Source organism: Stenotrophomonas sp. 89682_Sma (assembly GCF_056481405.1).
The window spans coordinates 552,105-573,896 of sequence record NZ_CM151147.1; the positions used below are offsets into that span (position 1 = coordinate 552,105).

Genomic DNA, 21,792 nt, shown 5'->3' on the forward strand with positions numbered 1-21,792 from the left:
TCCCTGACGGTGGGGGTCAACTACCCCTGACGGTGGGTGCCAACCTTGGTTGGCACTCTTTACTACTGCCCTGGTGGGTGCCGACCGTTGGTCGGCACACCTGTCCCCATCACACCCGCCCGAACACCAGCGCGGCGTTGGTGCCACCGAAGCCGAAGCTGTTGGACATCACCGTATCCAGCTGCTGCTCGCGGCTTTCGCGCAGGATCGGGAAGCTCTCCACCTTCGGGTCCAGCTCGCCGATGTTGGCCGAACCAGCGACGAAGCCGTCGCGCATCATCAGCAGGCAGTAGATCGCCTCATGCACGCTGGCCGCGCCCAGCGAGTGGCCGGACAATGCCTTGGTCGACGACAGCGGCGGTACTGCATCGCCGAACACTTCGCGGATCGCGTTGAGCTCGGTGACATCGCCCAGCGGCGTCGAGGTGCCGTGGGTATTGAGGTAGTCCAGCGGGCGATCGACGCCCTGCAGCGCCATCTTCATGCAGCGCACCGCGCCTTCACCGGACGGGGCAACCATGTCGGCACCGTCGGAGGTGACGCCATAGCCGATCAGCTCGGCATGGATGTGCGCGCCGCGGGCTACGGCGTGGTCGTAGTCTTCCAGCACCAGCATGCCGCCGCCACCGGCGATGACGAAGCCGTCGCGGTCCTTGTCGTATGGACGCGAAGCGCTGGCCGGGGTCTCGTTGAAGCTGGTCGACAGTGCGCCCATCGCGTCGAACATCACGCTCATCGACCAGTGCAGGTCTTCACCGCCACCGGCGAACATGATGTCCTGCGCGCCATGACGGATCATGTCCGCTGCGGCGCCGATGCAGTGTGCCGACGTCGCGCAGGCGGCCGACAGCGAGTAGCTGACGCCCTTGATCTGGTAGGCCGTGGCCAGGCAGGCCGAGACGGTCGAGCACATCGTGCGCGGCACCATGTACGGGCCGACCTTGCGCACGCCACGTTCGCGCAGCAGATCGACCGCGCCGATCTGCCATTCGCTGGAGCCGCCACCGGAACCGGCGATCAGGCCGGTACGCAGGCTGCTGACCTGCTCGGCGCTGAGCCCGGCATCGGCGATGGCATCGCGCATGGCCAGATAGGCGAAGGCCGCCGCATCGCTCATGAAGCGCTTCTGCTTGCGGTCGATCAGCGCGTCCAGGTCGAGGTCGACGCGGCCGCCGATCTGGCTGCGCAGGCCGGCCTCGGCATGGTCGGCCAGTGCGGTGATGCCGGAACGCCCTTCGCGCAGCGCGGCCGAAACAGTATCCAGATCATTGCCGAGGCAGGACGTGATGCCCATGCCGGTGATGACGACGCGACGCATCAGAAGCTCCCGGTTTCAGTGAACAGGCCGACGCGCAGGTCGCGCGCGCTGTAGATTTCGCGGTCATCCACATACATGCGGGCATCGGACTGGGCCATCACCAGCTTGCGGTTGATGACGCGGCTGATGTCGATCTCGTAGCGCACGAGCTTGGCGTCCGGCAGCACCTGGCCGGTGAACTTCACTTCGCCACAGCCCAGCGCGCGGCCCTTGCCGGGGGCGCCCAGCCAGGTCAGGAAGAAGCCGGTCAGCTGCCACATGGCATCCAGGCCCAGGCAGCCGGGCATCACCGGGTCGCCGATGAAGTGGCAGCCGAAGAACCACAGGTCCGGGCGGATATCCAGTTCGGCGCGTACCATGCCTTTGCCATGCGGTCCGCCGTCCTCGCGGATGTCGGTGATGCGGTCGAACATCAGCATCGGGTCGTTGGGCAGACGGCCGGCGGCGGTGCCGAACAGTTCACCGCGTGCGCTGGCCAGCAGCTGTTCGCGGTTGAACGCGTGGAGACGGGTCATGAAGCACAATCCTGGAAGCGAAGAACAGGGAAACAAGCGCCCGAGAATGCCCGTGGAAACTGCGCCGATCAAACATTTCAACCGTACGCAACCGTAGTGTTTTCAAGGGAATACGCGCATCCTGTTGATGTGCAACGACCATACTTCGGCGTGTGGCCCGCCCGGCCTGCCCCCGCCTTTTCCACCTGACATGACCCGACTGCGCAAGATCATCCACGTTGACATGGACGCGTTCTACGCGTCGGTGGAGCAGCGCGACGATCCGTCACTGCGCGGCAAGCCGGTGGTCGTGGCATGGCGTGGCGCCCGCTCGGTGGTGTGTGCGGCGTCCTACGAGGCGCGCGTGTTTGGCGTGCGTTCGGCGATGCCCGCCGTGCGTGCCGAGCGCCTGTGCCCGGACGCGATCTTCGTGCCGCCGGACTTCGCACGTTACAAGGCGGTGTCACAGCAGGTACGCGCGATCTTCCTGCGTCATACCGACCTGGTCGAGCCGTTGTCGCTGGACGAGGCCTACCTGGACGTGACCGAGCCGAAGAGTGGCATCGAACTGGCCACCGACATCGCCCGTACCATCCGCGCGCAGATCCGCGAGGAAACCCAGCTGACTGCTTCAGCCGGGATCGCACCGAACAAATTCCTGGCCAAGATCGCCTCGGACTGGCGCAAGCCCGATGGCCAGTTCGTGATTCCGCCGCAGCGCGTGGATGCCTTCCTGCTGCCACTGCCGGTGAACCGGGTGCCCGGCGTCGGCAAGGTGATGGAAGGCAAGCTGGCCGCACGCGGCATCGTCACCTGCGGTGATCTGCGGCAGTGGGCGCTGATCGATCTGGAAGAGGCGTTTGGCAGCTTCGGCCGCAGCCTGTACAACCGCGCACGCGGCATCGACGAGCGGCCGGTGGAGCCGGACCAGCAGGTGCAGTCGATTTCCTCGGAGGACACCTTCGCCGAAGACCTACTGCTGGAAGACCTGACCGAGGCGATCGTGCAGCTGGCAGGGAAGACCTGGAACGCCACGCGCAAGACCGAGCGCGTCGGCCACACCGTGGTACTGAAACTGAAGACCGCGCAGTTCCGCATCCTCACCCGCAGCTTCACCCCGGAGCGCCCGCCGGAATCGATGGAAGAGCTGCGCGACATCGCCCTGTCGCTGCGCGCGCGGGTGGATCTGCCGGCCGAGACGCGTTACCGCCTGGTCGGCGTAGGGCTCGGCGGCTTCCGCGAGAAGGAGCCGGTGGTGCAGGGGGAATTGTTCGAGCACACCCAGACCGATCCCCTCTGATCGTTCATCCACGCATTGCGTGGATCTACGTGTCGACCATGGTCGACACCCACCAAGAGCAGGTCATTCCATCCAGACAGATCGCACAGAACTGTCGAGGGCGGGGTGGGTCCGGTTGCGGGGGCGTGAGCCGCATGGATGCGGCGACCGAGCTTACATGGACGTACTTGCAGCGTCCCCCGCAACCGGACCCACCTCGCCATCCCACGGATAGCCAGCTGTTGCTGTTGCTGTTGCTGTTGCTTCGGCTGTTGCCGTTGCATTGAGCAGGTGCAGGGCGCAGCCCTGCAAAAGACCCCCTACCTCATGGCCACTGCATCTCGCCCTTGGCCACCTTCGCACTCAACTCCAGCGACGCCACGCCCGCCAGCTTCGGGTAGCGCGCCTGCATCGCCTTCACCAGCGCCGCACTGTCCTTGGCCTTGGCCGCCTGGGCATCGAACGCGCGGATGTAGTCCGCCGTGAACGCCAGCGCACTCGCATCCAGCGCCGCACCCGGTGCGTAATGCCCCGGCACCACCACCTTCGGCTTCAGCGCCTGCAACCGCTGCAGGGTCTGCAGCCAGTCGGCATGCGACTTCGGCGTCTGCGTATCGGCCATCCACACGTGTTCGCCGGCCACCACCGGAATGCCACCGACGATCGCGCGCAGCGACGGTACCCACAGCACCGTGCGGTCCGGGGTCGGGCCATCCAGGCCGATCAGCGGCAGGTGCTGGCCTTCCAGCTGCAGGGCGTCGCCGTCCAGCACCTGCGGCACCACGATGCGGGCCGGCACGTCGGCACCCATCTTCGGGCCCCAGTAGGCCAGCTTGCCGGCCTGTGTCTGCTGGATGTGGGCAACGGTCTGCGCGGTGGCGACGATGCGCGCCTTCGGGAACGCATCCTGCAGCGTGGCCAGGCCGAAGTAGTAGTCCGGATCGCCGTGGCTGATGTAGATCGTGGTCAGCTGCTTGCCGCTGGCGCGGATCAGCTCGACCAGCTTGCTCGCGTCGCTGGCGCCGAACTGCGCATTGACCAGGATCGCGTCGTGGCGACCTTCGATCAGTACTGAAGACACCGAGAACATCGCCTGCGGGCCGGGATGGAAGGTTTGCAGGTGCAGCTGGGATTTCGGTGCCGTGGCCGCTGCATCGGCAGCGGCGGCCGGCGCGGCGAGCAGTGGCGCACTGGTGGAGCTGGCGGCCAGGGCGAGGGGAAGCAACAGGGCAGCGGTGCGCATGGGAAACTCCTTGTGTCGGATGGGGCGCCGAGCGTGGGTTATGCCGGGCGTCCTTGCCCGGCCCCCTGCGGGCCGTCGCAAGCGACGTTGGCAACGGCTCCTGCCGTTGCCTTCGGCTCTACAGCTGGGTAGCGCCGGGCCATGCCCGGCGGGCGCCGTAATCAGTACGCGGCCGTGATGATCTGCTTCGGGTACTGGTGCGCTTCCAGCTCGGCGACGAACGCAGCGCCGTAGTCGGCGTAGCTGATGCGGCTATGGCCGCTGGCGTCGGCCAGGAAGGCCTTGGACTGCACGCGGTACTGGCCGCGCTCTTCGCCCGGGCCGATTTCGGCGGCCGGCGAGAAGAAGGTCCAGTCCAGGTCGTCCACCGCCTGCAGGCGATTGAAGGCTTCACGATGGGCCAGGGCGTACGCCTTGTAGGCCTCCGGGAAGTTGGGGGTATCGACCAGCTGCACGCCGGGCGCGACTTCCAGGCTGCCGGCGCCACCCACCACCACCAGGCGCGGTACACCGGCCTTGCGTGCGGCGGCGGCCAGCTGCGCGGCCACTTCGCCGACGCGGCCGATGTCATCGCCCGGACGCGGGCCGTAGGCGCTGGCCAGCACGTCGTGGCCGGCGATGGCGGCGACCAGCGCGTCCTGGTCGTCCAGCGAGGCGATCACCGGATGGGCACCGGCCAGTTCTGCCGGAAGATCCTGCGCGCTGCGCACGATGACGGTGAGTTCGTGGCCGTTGGCCAGCGCGTGGCGGGCGATCTGGCGGCCGATGTTGCCGGTGGAACCAACGAGGGCGATCTTCATGGCAGGACTCCGTGGGACGGTGTGGGGTGGGAATGGGGCCACTCTAGGCCGCTGCAGTCGCTCGAAAAACAGCGTATAACGCGCTTGTTTGTTGCATGGATCGAGCATATGGACCGATTGACCGCCATGACTGTGTTCGTCGAGGTGGCCGAGCGCGGCAGCCTCACCGCCGCCGCCGAGGTGCTGGACATGTCGCGGGCGATGGTTACCCGCTACCTGGCCGAGGTCGAGGGTTGGCTGGGCGCGCGCCTGCTGCACCGGACCACGCGCCGGGTCAGCCTGACCGGCCCCGGCGAGGCGGCGCTGGCGCGCTTCCGGCAGATGCTGGCCATCGGCGAGGAACTGCAGGGCGAGCTGGCCAGCGACGATCCCGAGCCGCACGGCACGCTGCGGGTAACCGCCAGCGTCTCGTTCGGGCAGAGCCATCTGGCGCGAGCGGTGGCTGGCTTCGTTACCCGTCATCCGGCGGCACGCATCGAACTGCTGCTGGTCGACCGCATGGTGAACCTGGTGGAAGAGCGGGTGGACCTTGCGGTGCGCATCGCCCGCCAGATCGATCCCAGCCTGATTGCACGGCGGCTGGCCACCTGCCGCTCGGTGCTGTGCGCGACGCCGTCCTACCTGCAGGCGCGCGGCACGCCGACTGCACCGGAACACCTGGCCGCGCACAACTGCCTGACCCATCACTACGTGGGCAAGAGCCTGTGGCAGCTGCACCGCGATGGCCGTTCGCTGTCTGTGGCGGTGGGCGGCAACATCAGCGCCAACGAAGCCTCGCTGTTGCTGGAAGCCGTGCGTGCCGGCGCCGGCATCGCCATGCTGCCGACCTACCAGGTGGCGCCGCTGCTGCGTAGTGGCGAGCTGATCGAGTTGTTGCCCGAGTTCAGTCTGGACGAACTCGGCATTCATGCCGTGTACGCATCACGGCGCCAACAGCCCGCTATCATGCGGCGATTCCTGGACTTCCTGGCCGAGTGTTTCGCCAGCCCGGCCTTCCAGGATCTGGATTGGCGCCCACCGGGCAAGGAGAACACATGAACCATGGACAGGCCTTGATCGACCACAACCGTGCTGCCTGGGACCGCCAGGCCAGCGAAGTGCGCGAATGGTCGCGCCCGGTGGAAAGCTCAACGATTGCCGCCGCGCGCGATGGCCGCTGGCAGGTGCACCTGACCCCGCGCGCGCTGCCGCTGGACTGGCTGGGTGATGTGCGCGGCCGCCGCATCCTGTGCCTGGCCTCGGGCGGTGGCCAGCAGGCACCGGTGCTGGCGGCGGCCGGTGCGGAGGTGACCGTGTTCGATCTGTCCGACGGGCAGCTGGAACAGGACCGCAGGGTCGCCGCGCGCGATGGCCTGCAGCTGCGCACCGTGCAGGGCGACATGCGCGATCTGCACGCCTTCGCCAACGACAGCTTTGATGTGGTCTTCCACCCGATCTCCAACCTGTACGTGCCCGACGTCCGGCCGGTGTGGACCGAATGCCGCCGCGTGCTGGCGCGCGATGGCATGCTGATGGCCAGCTTCTACAACCCGGTGCTGTTCGTCGGTGCGCGCGATCCGCAGCTGGATGCCCAGGGCCTGATCCGGCCGCAGTACGCCATTCCCTATTCGGATCTGGAAGACCTGCCACCGGCCGAGCGCGAGGCGAAGCTGGCGCGGGGCGATGCGCTGACCTTCGGCCACAGCCTGACCGAACTGATCGGTGGCCAGCTCGATGCCGGCTTTGTCATCGATCGCTTCATGGAAGACTGGCAGCCGCAGCCGCGCTTCCTGATCGACCGCTATCTGCCCACGTTCCTGGCCACCCGCGCACGCAGGATCGGATGAGGCGGAGCCGCTGAAAACGCGCGGCGTACAATGGACGGCCCCACGTCATGCAGGTGCCGTCCCTTGTCGTATCCGTATCCGCTGGTCGTGTTCGACCTTGATGGCACGCTGGTCGACAGCGCTGCCGATATCGCCGAAGCGCTGAACCGCACGCTTGAGGACATCGGCATGGCACGCGTGCCGGAAGCCACCGTGCTCGGCTGGATCGGCGACGGTGTGCGCCGCCTGGTCGAACAGGCGGTGCAGGCCGCCGGCCGCGAGGTGGACCTGGCCGAGGTGATGCCGGTGTTCATGGTGCACTACCGTGAGTGCCTGCTGCGCAGCCCGCGCCTGTTCGATGGCGTGGGCGAAGCGCTGGCGCAACTGCGAGCGCGCAATGTGCCGCTGGCGATCTGCACCAACAAGCCCGAAGCACTGGTGCCACCGCTGCTGCAGCACCTGGGCATCGGCGATGCGTTCGCGCTCGTGCTGGGCGGCGACTCGCTGCCGCAGCGCAAGCCCAGCGGTGAGCCACTGCGGCACATCGCCGCGCATTTCGGGCTGCCGGTGGAGTCCTGCCTGATGGTGGGTGATTCGTTGACCGACTACCGCGCCGCCGAAGATGCCGGCATGCCGATCGCACTGGTGCGCTACGGCTATCCGCGCGGCCTCGACCTGGCCACCGCGCATGCGGTGGCGGTGATCGACGACCTGCGTGAACTGCCGGGGTTGGCCGCCGGCATTCCGGTGTAGAGCCGAGCCCATGCTCGGCTGCTTTGCTGCCTGAGCCGAGCATGGGCTCGGTTCTACAGAGAAGGCGCCGGGCAATGCCCGGCGCCTTCTCTCACTTCGGCTGGTAACGCACGCTCAACTGGTACTCACGGCCGGGCTGGTTGAACCACGCCACGGTCTCGTAGTTGCGGTCGAACACATTGGCGGCACGCGCCAGCAGCGACCACGACGGCGTCAGCGCGTACTCGGCGCGCAGATCCAGCGTGCCGTAGCCGCCAACCTTCACCGAGTTGCTGGCGTTGTCAAAGCGCTTGCCCGCGCCCTGTACGGTCAGGCCGGCGCGGAAATCGCCGAAGCGGCGGTCGATGTCCAGGCGCGCGGTCTGCTGTGCACGGCGCGGCAGCCAGTTGTCGAACTGGGTACTGCCGTGGGTGCGGTTGCGCGGGTCGGTGTAGCTCAACTGCGCGTTGATGTCGAAACCGGCCAGCAGCACGCCACCGGTCAGCTCGGCACCACGGATGCGGGCCTTCTCCACCTGCTGCATTTTCATCGTGGACGCATCGTAGGTGATCAGGTCATCGATGCGGGTTTCATACACGTCCAGGCCCCAGTGCCAGCCCTGGCCCTGCTGCGAAACGCCGAGGTTGGCGCTCTTGGACTTCTCCGGCTTCAACGTCGGCACGCCGCTCCACGGGTCGTACAGATCGCTGAAGGTCGGTGCCTTGAACGCCGTGCCATAGCTGGCGTTGACGCGCAGGCCGTGGCCCAGTTCCATCGCCCAGCCAACGCTGCCGGTAGCGTGGTTGCCGAACTGCTGGTTGTCGTCGTTGCGTGCGCTGGCCTGCAGCTGTTGGCTGCCGAAGCGGCCCTGGTACTGCACGAACACGCCGGTGTTGCGGCGGCTGTCGACGAGATACCCGGCGCTGCTGCCGTCCAGATTGTCTTCGCTCCAGTCCACGCCGGCACTCAGCAGCTGGCCCTCGGCCACACCGAAGTCACCCTGCAGCGAGGCGCTGTCACGATGGGTCTGCGCGCTGCCAAACACCCCCGGTGCGCCGAAGTTGTCGGATTCATTGTCGCTGCGGCCGACGTTGGCGGTGAACGCCAGGCGCTCCGACGGGGTGTAGCGCACCTTGCCGGCCAGCACCTGCTGGCGGGTCTCGGAGTAGTTGTAGTAGCCGTCGTAATGGTTCTTGCCGTCGGCGCGCAGTGCGCTGCCTTCCACGTTCCACTGCTCGTTGAAGCTGTAACCGCCGCGCAGGCTCTTGGACAGGTTGCGGTAGCCGTCGCGGTCGTGCTCGTCGGCAAAGCAGCCCGCGGTGAACACCGCGGAAGACCCGCGGCAGGCATCGATGCCATCGGAATGCTGGTAGGCGATATCCGCACCGAACCAGCCGCGCTCGGTGCTGCCGCCGATGCCGCCGCTGGCTTCGCGCAGGCCGTTGCTGCCACCGCCAAGCTGGAAGTGCGGGGCGAAGTCCCCCTGGTTGCGGCGGGTGAAGATCTGGATCACACCACCGATGGCGTCGGCGCCGTACAGGCTCGACTGCGGGCCGCGCACGATTTCCACGCGTTCGATCTGCGCCAGCGGCAGGTCCTGGTACATGGCCAGGCCGAGGTCGGCACTGTTGATGCGCACGCCATCGACCAGCACCACGGTGTGGCCGGAATTGGTACCGCGCAGGAACAGCGAGCTCTGCTTGCCGAGGCCACCGGCATTGGTCAGGTTGATGCCGGCACGCCCGCGCAGCAGTTCCTGCAGCGAGGTGGCCTGGCTGGATTCGATCTGCGCGCGGTCGATCACCTGTGCCGGCGCGATGCTGTCCTGCAGGGCGATCGGGGTGCGGGTGGCGGTGACCAGGATCTGGTCGAGCGCGGTGGTGTTCTCGTTGGCCTGTGCCAGCGCGGGCAGGGCGGCCAGCACGGCCAGGGACAGCATTCGGGACTGCAGCTTCATGGGGGGACTCCAGGTGCCACGCACGCCCGCGTGGCGAAGGGGAGGAGCCGCGAAGGCAGGCACGCGCCGATGCCGCAGCATGGGCTGCGGTCATCCAGCGCCATGCCCACCGCATCGCGACCTGAGGCTTCCGGGCCGGTCTCCGGGCTCGCCGCCGGGTGGCGCGAGGCCACCGTCCAGGCGCCTTCCCATGCCTGCGGCACAGTGGCGGTGTTGCCTGGAACTGACGTGCTTACCGTTGCGGGGGCAGCGCCGGCCTGGCGTGGAATCACGCGTCACCGGCTTCCCGTTTCAACCTGCCGGCCGTGGCCGCAGGTCACCTGGAAGTGCGCGCAGTCTACGGCATCGCAGGCAGTCCCGTTGCGCCACGCCTGCTCGACTGCCTCGGCCGTGCCTTTAGAATGGTTGTTCGATCCCGTGGTGCCGTTGCCGATGTCCGCCCGTTTTCCGCTGTACCTGTGTCGCCCGTCCGGGACGCACGCATGATCCTCGACCTGGTCCGCCATGCCGGCAATGGCCGTGATGAATACCTTGATGGCCGCAGCGACCCACCGCAGCTGGCCGGCCTGCCGCAGGAACTGATCGAGGCCTATGCCGGGCAGTGCTGGGAGCGGGTGATCAGTTCGCCGCGATTGCGCGCGCTGCACACCGCCATGGCGCTGGCCACGCCGCGCGGGCTGGATGTGGAAGCGGATGAGGAATGGGAAGAGCTGGATTTCGGCGACTGGGACGGGCAATCGCTGTTCGACCTGCCGGAAGATGCGCTGGCCGCCTTCCACGCCGATCCGCATGCGTTCCCGCCGCCGAACGGCGAGAGCTGGGGACATTTCGAGCGGCGCATCGCGCGCGCGCTGGATCGCCTGCTTGATGATGATGACCCGGTGCCGACGCTGGTGGTCAGCCACGGTGGCCCGTTGCGCATGGTGCTGTCGCAGGTCTGCGGCCTGCCGATGTCGCTGTGCTGGGCCCTGCGCATCGACCACGGCACGCGCCTGCGGGTGTGGTTGGAACGCGGTGAGGTCGGGCTGGTGGGCGAGCTGCTGGAGCTGCAGCAGCCTTGAGCGCGCTCGCCGGGCATGGCCCGGCGCTACTGATCCCGCTCGACATGGGTAGCGCCGGGCCATGCCCGGCGAGCGCGTGCGCGGAGCCCTCAATCCTCGTCCACACCCTCGGTCACGCTGTCCTCAGCGTCATCGTCGGCATCGAAGCGCTGCTCATGCACCGGGCCCGAGGCCGGGCCAGCCGCCTTCAGCGGGTGCGCAGCGATGCGCGCTTCGTAATCCTGCACCAGTGCCTCGCGCTGTGGCTCGCTCAGCTCCTGCCAATGGCAGTCCAGCAACGCGCCTTCCAGCGAGTACAGCAGGTTCAGGCTGGGCTTGAAGCCGGCGCGCTTGACCTTGACGAAGGCACCGACCGCACCGATCGCGACCAGGTCGTCGCGGCTGCGCAGGCCGACCTGGCGCAGCCAGGCTGCACTTTTGGGGCCGATGTTGCGCAGCTTCGGTGCGTTCATCCCAACGCCTCGACGAACACGCGGGCAATGGCTTCCAGCCCGGCCTGATCCTCGGCGTCGAAGCGGCCGACCTTCGGGCTGTCGATGTCGAACACGCCGATCAGTTCATGACCACGCAGCAGCGGCACCACCAGTTCCGAACGCGAGGCCGAATCGCAGGCGATATGGCCGGGGAAGGCATCGACGTCCTCCACGCGCTGGGTCACGCGCTGGCTGGCGGCGGCACCGCACACGCCCTTGTCCAGCGGGATGCGCACGCAGGCCGGCAGGCCCTGGAACGGGCCGACCACCAGCTCCTGGCCGTCATACAGGTAGAAGCCCACCCAGTTCAGGTCGGGCAGGGCGTGGTAGACCAGTGCGGAGAGGTTGGCCGCGTTGGCGATGCGGTCGGACTCGCCGTAGACCAGGCCACGGGCCTGTTCCAGCAGCTGGGCGTATTGTTCCGGCTTGCTGCCGGTGAGCGAGGCATTGGCGAACATGCCCGCAGTCTAGCAAGCGCGCCGGGCCGGCGATAATGCATGCTCTGTTGCCCCGTTGGAGCCGATCAATGTCGTTGCCCGCTACGCTGCCGCCTGCCCTGTTCGTCACCGGCACCGATACCGAGATCGGCAAGACCACGGCCAGCACCGCGCTGCTGCACGCGCTGCGCCGGCGTGGCCTGCGCGCGGTGGGCATGAAGCCGGTGGCCAGTGGCAGCGAGGACCGGGGGCAGGGCCTGCGCAATGAGGACGCGCTGGCGCTGCAGGCGGCCAGCTGGCCGGTGCCGGACTACACCGACCTGAATCCGTATGCGCTGCGGCAACCGCTGGCACCGGAACTCGCTGCTGCCGAGGACGGCGTGCAGGTGGAACTGGCGCCGATCGTGGCTGCGTTCGCGCGGCTGCGTGCGCAGGCCGATATCGTGGTGGTGGAGGGTGTAGGCGGCTGGCTGGCGCCGGTCTCGGCTTCGCTGGACCAGCTCGACCTGGTGCGCGCGCTGCAGCTGCCGGTGCTGCTGGTGGTGGGCATGCGGCTGGGCTGCGTGAACCATGCGCGGCTGACCGCGCAATCACTGCAGGCCGGTGGCGTGGACTGCCTGGGCTGGATCGGCAACCACATCGACCCGGCCATGCAGCGCCAGGACGAAAACTTCGCCACGCTGCAGCAGCGCCTGCCGATGCCGTGCTGGGGGCGCTTGCCGCATCTGCCGGGTGCGGATGGCGAAGCGCTGAGCGCGCATCTGCTTGATTGATGCTGGGTAGTGCCGGCCGCTGGCCGGCAACTGCATCCACCCGGTGATCCCGATGTTGCCGGCCAGCGGCCGGCACTACCGTGTTGCAGCCGCCAGCGCCCGCGCGATCGCGCCCAGCCGCTCCACCGCTCCGATGAAGCGCGCATCAAGGGTCTGGCAGCACGACAGCCGCAGGCAATGGCGATACCGCGCGCCACGTGAATACACCTGGCCAGGCATGAACACGATGTCCTCCTGCAGTGCACGCTCGAACAGTTCGCGCGTATCGATGCCTGGCAGTTCCAGCCACAGCAGGAAGCCGCCCTGCGGTTCAGTGGCGCGGGTGCCGGCTGGGAAGTGCTCGGCCACCAGCTGGCGCAGCCGTCCGACCTGTTCGCGATACAGGCGACGCATGCGATGCAGGTGGTGCTCGTAGCTGCCCGCTTCCAGATAGGCCGCCACCGCGTCACCCAGCAGCTGCGGCTCACCGCCAGTGGACTGGAATTTCAGCAGCGCGATGCGTTCGGCGAAGCGGCCACCATCGAGCCAGCCGATGCGATAGTCCGGCGCCAGCGTCTTGGAGAAACCACCGACCACCATCACCCAGCCGTCGCGATCAAACGCCTTCAGCAGTGGCGCCGGCGGCTCGCAGAACTGCAGTTCTGCGTACACCGCATCCTCGATCAACGGCAGCTGGCGTGCGTTGACCAGCTCGGCGAGGTGTTGCTTGGCGTCCATCGGCATGGTGCAGCCCAGCGGGTTGTGCACGGTCGGCATCACCACCAGCGCGGCCAGCGGTGTGTGCTCCAGCAGCGCGTCCAGGGCATCGACATCCAGGCCCTGCTGCGGATGGGTGGGCAGTTCGATGGCCTGCAGGCCGAGGTTGGCCAGCAACGGGTACAGATTGAAGTAGGAGGGCGCTTCGATGCCGACCGCGTCGCCTGGTTGGGTTACTGCACGCAATGCCAGTTGCAGCGCCTCCATCGCGCCGTGGGTCAGCAACAGGCGCTCGGAGTGGGTGTGCAGGCCCATGCGCGGACCGCGGCGCACGATCTGCGCAAGCAGCCGCGGCGAACCATTCGGGCGCGCGTAGGTCTCCACCGTCTGCTGGCCATGGCGCAGTACCTGCGCGGTGTGCTTGGCCAGCTGCGCGCCGGGGTAGAACTGGCGACCGCGCGGGCCGGCAAAGGCCAGATCGATCACGCCCAGGCGGCGCTGCGCCTCAAGCACGCGCGCCATCAGCACCTGCTGCAGCGGTGCGGTGGGCGCCGAGGGCACATCGCGCAACGACCGTTCCGGCACCGACAGCCGTGGCGCGACCTCGAAGCCAGCCTTGGGCCGGGGAATCACCAGGCCGGCGTCTTCCAGCTGACGGTAGGCGGCGATCACCGTGTTCAGGCTGAGCCGGCGCTGCGACGCCATCTGCCGCAGCGAGGGCAGGCGGCTGCCTACTGGAAGCCGGCCGCCGTGGATGGCATCGGCCAGTTCATCGGACAGCCGCTGGTAGCGGGGGGGAATCATCGAGGCCTGGTCATCTGTATCCATCGAATATCCCGTCATCTGGTGCTGTACCCATGAAGATGACGAGCCTAGCATGTCGTTGTCGGCCGGGCCTGATCGGGGCACGGCCGGTACTTTCCAAGCGCACGGCTGGATGGCCGTGCGTCTTTTTTTTGGAGGTAGTGCCGGCCGCTGGCCGGCAATCCCTGGAACCGCAGGAGCCGGCCAGCGGCCGGCACTACCCGGGGCGTTACCGCATCGGCAGGCGCCCCACCGAGCGCCGGTCAGCCCCACGCAAATGCCGTCAGCGCATCGGCACCAGCACCGCATCGCGCCGGTACAGCGCCGGGAACTGCTTGCCCAGGGCGGCCAGCTTCGGCGCGTCGTAGTAGCGGATGTAGGCCGCCTGCGGGTAGTTGGTCATGTAGTTCTGGTGGTAGCTCTCGGCCGGGTAGAAACGCTGGCCGCTGATCAGCTGGGTGACGATCGGTGCGCGGTAGCTGCCGGCCTGGCCGAGCTGGGCGATGTAGGCGCGGCTGGCTGCCTGCTGGCGGGCGTCGTCAGTGAAGATCGCCGAACGGTACTGGCTGCCATGGTCGGGCCCCTGGCGGTTGAGCTGGGTCGGATCGTGAGCCACCGAGAAGAACACCTGCATCAGCTGCCCATAGCTGACCTGGCGCGGGTCGTAGTCGATCTTCACCGCCTCGGCATGGCCGGTCTGGCCTCCGCTGACGCGCTCATAGCGTGCATTGGCAGCGCTGCCACCGATGTAGCCGGACACCGCGTTGCTCACGCCTTTCACGTGCTGGAAGACGCCCTGCACGCCCCAGAAGCAACCGCCGGCGAACACGACGCTGGCGTGGGTGGCGTCATCGCGGAATGCGGCATCGCCGCTGGTTGCTGGCAGTGCCTGGATCTGCGCGCTGGCTTCTATCGGCGCCGCGACCGCGCCGTGATCGACCAGCAGCACGCCGGCGATCAATGCGGTGGCCACCAGTCCGGCGACACCGGCGGCGATGCCCTGTTCAAAGGAGAGTTTCATCATGGCCTCCCGTTTCAACCAAAAGTGAAGGCATAGGCCTGCACGCCCGCATCGAGGAATTCGATCTCGAAGCGGTGCGGACCGACCGTGCCGCGCTGGCGCACCAGCTGGTACAGGCGGTGCTCGTTGACCACGCCGCTGCCATCGGCGCCGACATCACTGCCGGCATCAGCAGCCGGCAGCGGCTTGCCATCCAACAGCACGCGGAAGCGCACCGGCTTTCCTTCCTGGCCCGGCGCCAGCACCAGGTGCAGGTCGCGCGCATGGAACTGGAAGGCGATGCGGCCACCGGCCTGCTGCAGCTGCGCAGCCTCGTCGGTGACGGTCCAGCGCCCGGACAGGCCCCACTGGTTCAACGCGAGCGTGGTGGGCAGCGCGTAGTCGAAGGCGGTATCCGCACGTTGTCCACCGGGTGAAGCGAACTGCTCGGCACGGGCGTGGCCCAGGTAGGTTTCCGGCGAACGCAGGTTGCCCATGTCGGCCTGCGCGGCGACGCCCTGCAGGTCCGCTGCGGCGGGGTCGGCCGGGGGCGGCAGATTGGTCTGGCCCGCTCCGGTCAGCAGGCGGCGGATCACCTGTTCCGAACGCGCGTAGTTGCCTTCGCCGAACTGGTGGCCGCGGATGTTGCCCTGTGCATCGACGAAGTACTGCGCTGGCCAATAGCGATTGTTGAACGCGCGCCAGATCGTGTACTGGTTGTCGAGCGCCACCGGGTACTCGACCTTCAGCTGCTGCACCGCCTTCATGACGTTGCGCGGGTCACGCTCGAAGGCGAATTCCGGGGTGTGCACGCCGATCACCACCAGGCCGTGGTCGCGGTAGCGGCGTTCCCATTCGTGCACGAACGGCATCGCGCGCAGGCAGTTGATGCAGGAGTACGTCCAGAAATCGACCAGCACCACCTTGCCGCGCAGCTGCCGGGCCGTCAGCGGCGGACTGTTGAGCCAGCCTGTGGCACCGTCCAGCGCGGGCAGGGTGCCTTCGACCGGTAGCGGTGCATCGGCACCCGCATCGGGGCCAGCCATCATCATCATCGGAGGTGCTGCCGGCTGCGCACCGGGAACGGCATCCAGCAGGCCCTGTTCGATGCGCACGGTGCTGACCGTGGACAGGCGGGTCAGCAGGCCGGTATCCCAGCCCAGCCCGATCGCCACCACCGCCAGCAGCGCCGCCACGCCCAGCACCTTGCGCAGTACGTCGCCCAGCCCAAGCCGCGCCTGCAGCGCGCGGAACACGCGGCCACCTACCCATACCGCCAGCGCCAGCGCGGTGATCGCACCCAACGCGTAGGCCAGCAGCAGCGTGCTGGTGCCGACGCTGGCGCCGTGCAGCGCGGCACCGGTCAGCACCAGGCCAAGGATCGGACCTGCACACGGCGCCCACAGCAGGCCGGTGGCGATGCCGATCAGCAGCGAGGTCCACGCGCCGCCGTGCCCCGCGGCATCCGCCGCATCGGCACGCGCGCTCAAGCGGGCACCCACGCGCTGGAACGGCGCCAGCAGATGGTCGGCCAACCGCGGCCACAGCAATGCCACTGCGAACAGCGCCATCAGCAGGAGTGCGATCCAGCGCCCGACCTGGTTGGCCTGCGCCACCCATTGGCTGCCCACCGCGGCCAGGCTGGCGACCACGGTGAAGGTGAGTGCCATGCCCAGCAGCAGCGGCAGCGTGCTGCGCGCGAAGGGGCGGTCGGCACGTGCGAACACGAACGGCAGTACCGGCAGGATGCACGGGCTGAGCAGGGTCAGCGCGCCCCCCAGATAGGCAAGCAGCAACAGCAGCATCGTCAGGCTCCGGAAGTGGTGGAAGAACCGACCGGCACGCGCCAGCCGTCAGCGGTGCCCTCTCCGGCACCGGGAACGAACACCATGGCCGCACCGTTCATGCAGTAGCGCAGCCCGGTCGGGCGCGGGCCGTCGTTGAACACGTGGCCGAGATGGCCGCCGCAGCGGCGGCAGTGCACTTCCACCCGCAGCATGCCGAAGGTGACGTCGCGGTCTTCGCCGATGGCGTTGTGCAGCGGCGCCCAGAAGCTGGGCCAGCCGGTGCCGCTCTCGAACTTGGTGGAGGAGGAGAACAGGGGCAGCGCACAGCCGGCGCAGGCAAACGTGCCCTGCCGGTGCTCCTTGTTGAGCGGGCTGCTGTACGGGCGCTCGGTGGCCTGCTGGCGCAGCACCGCGTACTGCGCCGGGGTCAGGCGCTGGCGCCAGTCGGCATCGCTGTGCATGACCTCGAACTGTCGTGCCGGACGTGCTTCAGCGGCGGCCGGGGCGGCACGGCTGCAGGCCCCCAGGCCGAGCAGGCCGGCGGCGGTGGCAACACCGCCCAGGCCCAGCAGGTGGCGGCGGGTGAGGGACATGGCGGACTCCGGGATGGGGCGACGGGGCCATGCTGCGCCCGCCCGGGTCAACGAATCCTCACGCAGGATTCAATTTTTCGTGAGGTATCGACGGCCGTCCCGCGCCACAATGCAGCCAGCCTCCCCACTGGCCCCGAGCTGCCGATGTCCACCAAACGCGTGCTGATCGTTGAAGACGACGCCCACATCGCCGACCTGCTGCGCATGCACCTGGGCGATGAGGGCTACGACGTCGCCCATGCCGCCAGCGGCGATGCCGGCCTGCGCCTGCTTGAGCAGGAAGGGCCATGGGATGCGCTGGTGCTGGACGTGATGCTGCCCGGCGTGGACGGCCTGCAGGTCTGCCAGCGTGCACGCGCGATGGCGCGCTATGTGCCGATCATCATCATCAGCGCGCGTGGCAGCGAAACGCAGCGCATCGTTGGCCTGGAACTGGGTGCGGATGACTACCTGGCAAAGCCCTTCTCGATGCCGGAACTGGTGGCCCGCGTACGTGCGCTGCTGCGCCGGGCCGAGGCGATGGCGCAGAGCGCGCGCATCGATGCCGGTGCGATCGAGCTGGGCGGGCTGCAGCTGGACCCGGTCGCGCGCACCGCTTCGGTGGATGGCAACGCGCTGGAGCTGACCCCGCGTGAGTTCGACCTGCTGTTGTTCTTTGCCCGTCATCCGGACCAGGTGTTCGCGCGCATGGAGCTGCTCAACCAGGTCTGGGGCTACCAGCACGACGGTTACGAGCACACGGTCAACACCCACATCAATCGGCTGCGCAGCAAGATCGAGCCGGACCCGGCCAACCCGCGGCGGCTGCTGACGGTGTGGGGACGCGGCTACAAGCTGGTCGATCCGGCCGGGGCGGCGGCATGATCAAGCCGAACCTGTGGCAGAAGCTGGCGGCGGTGATCGCCGCGCTGATGCTGATGTGCTGCATGGCGTTGCTGGCGCTGCAGATGCGCGCCAATACACGCCACGAGCAGGAAGTGGTGCAGCGGTTGTCGCTGGGCCTTGCCGAGCACATCGCCCAGCGCAGCGAACTGATGGACACCAGCGGCATGCGCGATGCCGCGGTGCGCGCGTTGTTCGGCCAGCTGATGGCGGTCAATCCCAGCGTCGAGGTCTACCTGCTGGACGACCAGGGGCGCATCCTCGGCCACGATGCGCCCACAGGCCATCTGGTGCGCAACCGGGTGGACGTGGCACCGCTGCGCCGGCTGCTGGCCGGTGCACCGTTGCCGATCCTCGGCGATGACCCGCGCAGCGCGGATGGCCGCAAGGTGTTCAGTGCCGCGCCGCTGATCGTGCAGGGTCGCCAGGCCGGTTATGTGTACGTGGTGCTGGTCGGCGAACACCGTCAGATGTTGTCCGACGACCTTGCCGCCGGCACCCAGTGGAACACCACGCTGTGGTCGGTGATGCTGGTCGGCAGCCTGGGCCTGCTGGCCGGGCTGGTAGCGTTCTATTGGGTGACCCGCCCGTTGCGTCGGCTGACCCGGCGCATCCAGGCCTTCGACATCGATGCGCCGACGCCGCTGCCGCCGCCGGAGCCGCTGCGCCCCGGTGAACGCGACGAACTGGTGATCCTGGAACACGCGCACGCGCAGATGGCTCAGCGGCTGGGCGAGCAATGGCAGCAGCTGCGCCAGCAGGACCTGCAGCGGCGCGAGCTGGTCGCCAACATCTCGCACGATCTGCGCACGCCGCTGTCGTCGCTGCACGGCTACCTGGAAACGCTGGCGTTGAAGGACGCCACGCTGTCACCGGACGAGCGCCGCCGCTATCTCGGCATCGCCCTGGCGCAGAGTGCCAAGGTCGGTCGGCTGGCACGCGCGCTGTTCGAACTGGCGCGGCTGGAGCACGGCGAAGTGCGGTTGGAGTGGGAAGTGTTCGCGCTGCCGGAACTGCTGCAGGACGTACTGCAGAAATTCGAGTTGGCGGCGCAGGCCCGCAACCAGCGCCTGCACGCGGATTTCCCGCCAGGCCTGCCGCTGGTTCGCGCCGATCTGGGCTTGGTGGAGCGGGTGCTGACCAACCTGCTCGACAACGCGCTTCGGCATGCGCCCGAGGGGGGCCGGATCGAAGTGCGCCTGTGCGCGACGCCGGACAGCGTGGAGGTGAGCGTGGCCGATGATGGTCCAGGTGTTGCCCCTGCACTGCGCACGCAGCTGTTCCAGGCACCGGCCGCGCTCGGCGCGAGACGTGGCGAGAACGGCGGGTTGGGCCTGCTGATCGTGCAGCGCATCGTGCAGCTGCACGGCCGTCGCATCGAACTGCGTGACAGCGAGCGCGGCGCGCTGTTCGCGTTTGCGTTGCCGCGCGCGGCACTGGCGGCCTAGCAGGCCGCCTCGCACTCCACCACGCCGCCGCTTTCCAGCGGCAGGTGCAGGCGGATGCAGGCACCGCCCAGCTCCGAATCGGTCACCTCGACGTGGCCGCCGTGCTTGTCGGCCACCACCTGCACCAGGGCCAGGCCGAGGCCGAAACCGGGGCTGCCCGGGTCAAGGCGCACATAGGGTTGCATTACCTGGCCGCGCAGCTCGGGCGCGATGCCGGGGCCATCGTCCTCCACCTGCAGGCACAGCCAGCCGTCGTTGACGGTGCTGGCGATGCGGATCTGGCGTCGTGCGTAGCGCATGGCATTGCCGAGCAGGTTGCGCAATGCCAGTTCCAGCATGTGCCGGTTGACGTTGACCAGGCCGACCGGCGACAGCGCCTGCTGCACGGGCATCGGCAACGGCGCGAACTGGGCGACCACACCGCGTACCAGTGCGGCCAGCTGCAGGCGCTGCCGGGTCAGCTGATGGCAACGGCCGAGTGCGGCGTACTCGACGCCGGCATCGGTGAGGTGCTGCAGCCGATCGACATCGGTGCGCAGGCCGCCCAGGGCATCACGCTGGATCTCGTCCAGCGCGGTGTCCTCCAGGTCGGCGAGGCCGAAGCGCATCCGTGCCAGTGGTGTGCGCACTTCATGTGCCACCGCCTGCGCCAGTACGCGCTGGCTTTCCAGCAGCTGCTGCAGCTGCTCGGCCATGTGGTTGAAGGCATTGGCCAGCGGCCGCACCAGCGCGGTGCCGGCGCGCGGGGCGCGCGTGTCCAGCTGTCCGTCCCGCATCTGCCGGGCGGCCTGGGCCAGCTGCGAGACGTCACGCCACAGGCGGTAGACCATCACGTACATCGGCAGTGCCACGGCCACCATCAGGATCAGCAGCAGGATGGCCACGCCGGACACTTCGCTGTCCTGCCAGCCCTCGTCGGGTAGCGCTTCGTCCAACGGCCCCAGCATCACCGCATAGTCGCTGTCGCCGATCCGCTGAAGGCTGCGCATGTGCTCCAGGTCGATCTGCACGCGGCCGTTGTTGAAAGGGGGACGCTGGCTGGCCGGCAGCTCCTTCATCGCCTCGGCCATCGGCACCATGCGCAGGGCATAGGCGAAGTCGGCGTCCAGTTCGCGCGCCAGCGCTGGCCACTGCTCGCGCGGGGTTTCGGCGAAGCGGTGCTGCAGCAGGGCATGGGTGCCACGCATTTCGGCCTGGAGCCCGGCTTCGGTGCGGTCTTCCAGCAGCGCGTCCCAGGCCCACAGGCCGAGCACGATCAGCAGCAGATGGGCGACCAGGAAGCCGATGCCGTAGCGCAGGAAGTGGAAGGCGTGGCCGCGCATCGCCGAGGGCGTACGCTTCATCCCCATGCCGATCGGCTGAACAGGTAGCCGCGGCCCCGCACGGTCTTGATCCGTTCCGGCTGCTCCGGGTTGTCGCCCAGCTTGCGGCGCAGGCGCGAGATGCGTGCATCGATCGAGCGGTCCAGTCCGTCGAAAGCGATCCCGCGCAGGCCGCGCAGCAGCGCGTCGCGGTCGAGGATCTGCCCCGCGTTGCTGGCCAGCAGGAACAGCAGGTCGAACTCGGCGGTGGTCAGTTCCAGCAGGGCGCCCTGCAGGTGCACGTTGCGGGTGGACGGGTCGATGTTCAGCTCGCCGAAGCGCAGGCTGCCGTCGCGTGGCTCGACCCGGCGGTGGCGGCGCAGGTGGGCGCGCAGGCGGGCCAGCAGCACCCGTGGTTCGATCGGCTTGCCGATGTAATCGTCGGCGCCCAGTTCCAGTCCCAGCACCTGGTCGATGTTGTCGGTGCGGGCGGTCAGCACGCAGATGATGCCGTCATAGTGGGGCCGGATCTGCCGACACACTTCGAAACCATCCTGGTCGGGCAGGCCGACATCGAGCAGGACCAGAGCCGGCTTCTCGGCCAGGATCCGGGTCACCGCACGCTCACCGCTGCGCTCGTGGGCCACCTGGTAGCCATGCCGCTGCAGATAGTCGCTGACCATCGTACCCAGGCGGGCATCGTCTTCGACCAGTACGATATCCAGCATTTTCAAGGCCTCCGTGGACGCAAACGTACCGCCACGGCACGAGCGCGGCGATGCTATCCCAGCCTTCGGGCCGCCCGGGTCCCGGGGGCGGGCGCCATTCAGCCGGGGTTGCTGGCGCACGGGCCGAGCCTCAGGCCCGGCAACAACTTGGCGCCCAGCATAGCCTTTTGCTGTTACAAAG

The 21,792-nt window shown here is 68.2% G+C and carries 21 protein-coding genes and 1 riboswitch; of the genes, 8 read left to right on the forward strand and 13 right to left on the reverse strand.

What is annotated here, in order from left to right; genetic code table 11:
* Positions 1-109: 109 nt before the first annotated feature.
* Positions 110-1,318 (reverse strand): beta-ketoacyl-ACP synthase I, encoded by a 1,209-nt coding sequence (gene fabB / locus ACZK29_RS02505; RefSeq protein ID WP_106549771.1) that lies wholly within the window; start codon positions 1,316-1,318, stop codon positions 110-112.
* Positions 1,318-1,833: a 3-hydroxyacyl-[acyl-carrier-protein] dehydratase FabA gene (fabA, locus tag ACZK29_RS02510; RefSeq protein WP_005415130.1), complete on the reverse strand. Its 516-nt coding sequence runs from the start codon at positions 1,831-1,833 to the stop codon at positions 1,318-1,320. Before fabA ends, fabB begins: the two co-directional genes overlap by 1 nt.
* Positions 1,834-2,023: 190 nt before the next feature.
* Here fabA and dinB point away from each other — a divergent pair, with 190 nt between their 5' ends.
* A complete protein-coding gene (gene dinB, locus ACZK29_RS02515) occupies positions 2,024-3,112 on the forward strand; it encodes a DNA polymerase IV (RefSeq protein WP_478446618.1) in 1,089 nt (362 codons plus the stop codon).
* A gap of 304 nt (positions 3,113-3,416) precedes the next feature.
* Here dinB and ACZK29_RS02520 read toward each other — a convergent pair whose 3' ends face one another.
* Together ACZK29_RS02520 and ACZK29_RS02525 are read right to left on the reverse strand one after the other, a co-directional pair.
* Positions 3,417-4,334, reverse strand: a complete 918-nt coding sequence (locus ACZK29_RS02520) for an MBL fold metallo-hydrolase (RefSeq protein ID WP_111202557.1) — start codon at positions 4,332-4,334, stop codon at positions 3,417-3,419.
* Positions 4,335-4,495: 161 nt separating this feature from the next.
* A complete protein-coding gene (locus ACZK29_RS02525; RefSeq protein ID WP_111202556.1) occupies positions 4,496-5,134 on the reverse strand; it encodes an NAD(P)-dependent oxidoreductase in 639 nt (212 codons plus the stop codon).
* A 108-nt stretch (positions 5,135-5,242) separates the two neighbouring features.
* Between ACZK29_RS02525 and ACZK29_RS02530 the strand changes: the two genes are divergently transcribed.
* From ACZK29_RS02530 to gph, 3 genes are all read left to right on the forward strand, one after another.
* Positions 5,243-6,172, forward strand: coding sequence for a LysR family transcriptional regulator (locus ACZK29_RS02530; protein ID WP_111202555.1), 930 nt, complete (start codon positions 5,243-5,245; stop codon positions 6,170-6,172).
* The gene (locus ACZK29_RS02535) at positions 6,169-6,960 is read left to right on the forward strand and encodes a class I SAM-dependent methyltransferase (protein WP_111202554.1); all 792 of its coding nucleotides are present in this window, start codon (positions 6,169-6,171) and stop codon (positions 6,958-6,960) included. The genes ACZK29_RS02530 and ACZK29_RS02535 overlap by 4 nt, the downstream gene beginning before the upstream one ends.
* A 63-nt stretch (positions 6,961-7,023) precedes the next feature.
* Positions 7,024-7,692: a phosphoglycolate phosphatase gene (gene gph, locus ACZK29_RS02540; protein ID WP_111202553.1), complete on the forward strand. Its 669-nt coding sequence runs from the start codon at positions 7,024-7,026 to the stop codon at positions 7,690-7,692.
* A 91-nt stretch (positions 7,693-7,783) separates the two neighbouring features.
* On the opposite strand, the gene btuB is transcribed toward gph, so the two are convergent.
* On the reverse strand, positions 7,784-9,628 hold the full coding sequence (btuB, locus tag ACZK29_RS02545; RefSeq protein WP_478446619.1) for a TonB-dependent vitamin B12 receptor: 1,845 nt from the start codon (positions 9,626-9,628) through the stop codon (positions 7,784-7,786).
* Positions 9,629-9,744: 116 nt separating this feature from the next.
* Positions 9,745-9,967: riboswitch (cobalamin riboswitch) on the reverse strand.
* A 143-nt stretch (positions 9,968-10,110) separates the two neighbouring features.
* On the opposite strand from btuB, the gene ACZK29_RS02550 reads away from it, so the two are divergent.
* Positions 10,111-10,689 carry a histidine phosphatase family protein gene (locus ACZK29_RS02550; RefSeq protein ID WP_164146899.1) on the forward strand — a complete coding sequence of 193 codons (579 nt, stop codon included), beginning with the start codon at positions 10,111-10,113 and terminating at the stop codon, positions 10,687-10,689.
* An 89-nt stretch (positions 10,690-10,778) separates the two neighbouring features.
* On the opposite strand, the gene ACZK29_RS02555 is transcribed toward ACZK29_RS02550, so the two are convergent.
* Positions 10,779-11,141, reverse strand: a complete 363-nt coding sequence (locus ACZK29_RS02555; protein WP_111202411.1) for a TfoX/Sxy family protein — start codon at positions 11,139-11,141, stop codon at positions 10,779-10,781.
* Positions 11,138-11,620: a GAF domain-containing protein gene (locus ACZK29_RS02560; protein ID WP_111202410.1), complete on the reverse strand. Its 483-nt coding sequence runs from the start codon at positions 11,618-11,620 to the stop codon at positions 11,138-11,140. The genes ACZK29_RS02555 and ACZK29_RS02560 overlap by 4 nt, the downstream gene beginning before the upstream one ends.
* Before the next feature lie 68 nt (positions 11,621-11,688).
* Between ACZK29_RS02560 and bioD the strand changes: the two genes are divergently transcribed.
* Positions 11,689-12,372 (forward strand): dethiobiotin synthase, encoded by a 684-nt coding sequence (gene bioD, locus ACZK29_RS02565; RefSeq protein WP_478446620.1) that lies wholly within the window; start codon positions 11,689-11,691, stop codon positions 12,370-12,372.
* Positions 12,373-12,447: 75 nt separating this feature from the next.
* Here bioD and ACZK29_RS02570 read toward each other — a convergent pair whose 3' ends face one another.
* The 4 genes from ACZK29_RS02570 to msrB form a co-directional block, all read right to left on the reverse strand.
* Positions 12,448-13,896, reverse strand: coding sequence for an aminotransferase-like domain-containing protein (locus ACZK29_RS02570; protein ID WP_478446621.1), 1,449 nt, complete (start codon positions 13,894-13,896; stop codon positions 12,448-12,450).
* A gap of 259 nt (positions 13,897-14,155) precedes the next feature.
* A complete protein-coding gene (msrA, locus tag ACZK29_RS02575) occupies positions 14,156-14,893 on the reverse strand; it encodes a peptide-methionine (S)-S-oxide reductase MsrA (protein ID WP_478446622.1) in 738 nt (245 codons plus the stop codon).
* Positions 14,894-14,907: 14 nt separating this feature from the next.
* Positions 14,908-16,677: a cytochrome c biogenesis protein DipZ gene (locus tag ACZK29_RS02580; RefSeq protein WP_164146902.1), complete on the reverse strand. Its 1,770-nt coding sequence runs from the start codon at positions 16,675-16,677 to the stop codon at positions 14,908-14,910.
* Positions 16,678-16,679: 2 nt separating this feature from the next.
* Positions 16,680-17,252: a peptide-methionine (R)-S-oxide reductase MsrB gene (gene msrB, locus ACZK29_RS02585; protein WP_049432259.1), complete on the reverse strand. Its 573-nt coding sequence runs from the start codon at positions 17,250-17,252 to the stop codon at positions 16,680-16,682.
* A 144-nt stretch (positions 17,253-17,396) separates the two neighbouring features.
* Here msrB and ACZK29_RS02590 point away from each other — a divergent pair, with 144 nt between their 5' ends.
* Positions 17,397-18,116 carry a response regulator transcription factor gene (locus ACZK29_RS02590; protein WP_005407947.1) on the forward strand — a complete coding sequence of 240 codons (720 nt, stop codon included), beginning with the start codon at positions 17,397-17,399 and terminating at the stop codon, positions 18,114-18,116.
* Positions 18,113-19,582: a sensor histidine kinase gene (locus ACZK29_RS02595; protein ID WP_478446623.1), complete on the forward strand. Its 1,470-nt coding sequence runs from the start codon at positions 18,113-18,115 to the stop codon at positions 19,580-19,582. Before ACZK29_RS02590 ends, ACZK29_RS02595 begins: the two co-directional genes overlap by 4 nt.
* Here ACZK29_RS02595 and ACZK29_RS02600 read toward each other — a convergent pair.
* The gene (locus tag ACZK29_RS02600) at positions 19,579-20,925 is read right to left on the reverse strand and encodes an ATP-binding protein (RefSeq protein WP_478446624.1); all 1,347 of its coding nucleotides are present in this window, start codon (positions 20,923-20,925) and stop codon (positions 19,579-19,581) included. The genes ACZK29_RS02595 and ACZK29_RS02600 overlap by 4 nt on opposite strands.
* Positions 20,922-21,611: a winged helix-turn-helix domain-containing protein gene (locus ACZK29_RS02605; protein ID WP_004154050.1), complete on the reverse strand. Its 690-nt coding sequence runs from the start codon at positions 21,609-21,611 to the stop codon at positions 20,922-20,924. The genes ACZK29_RS02600 and ACZK29_RS02605 overlap by 4 nt, the downstream gene beginning before the upstream one ends.
* Positions 21,612-21,792: the final 181 nt, after the last annotated feature.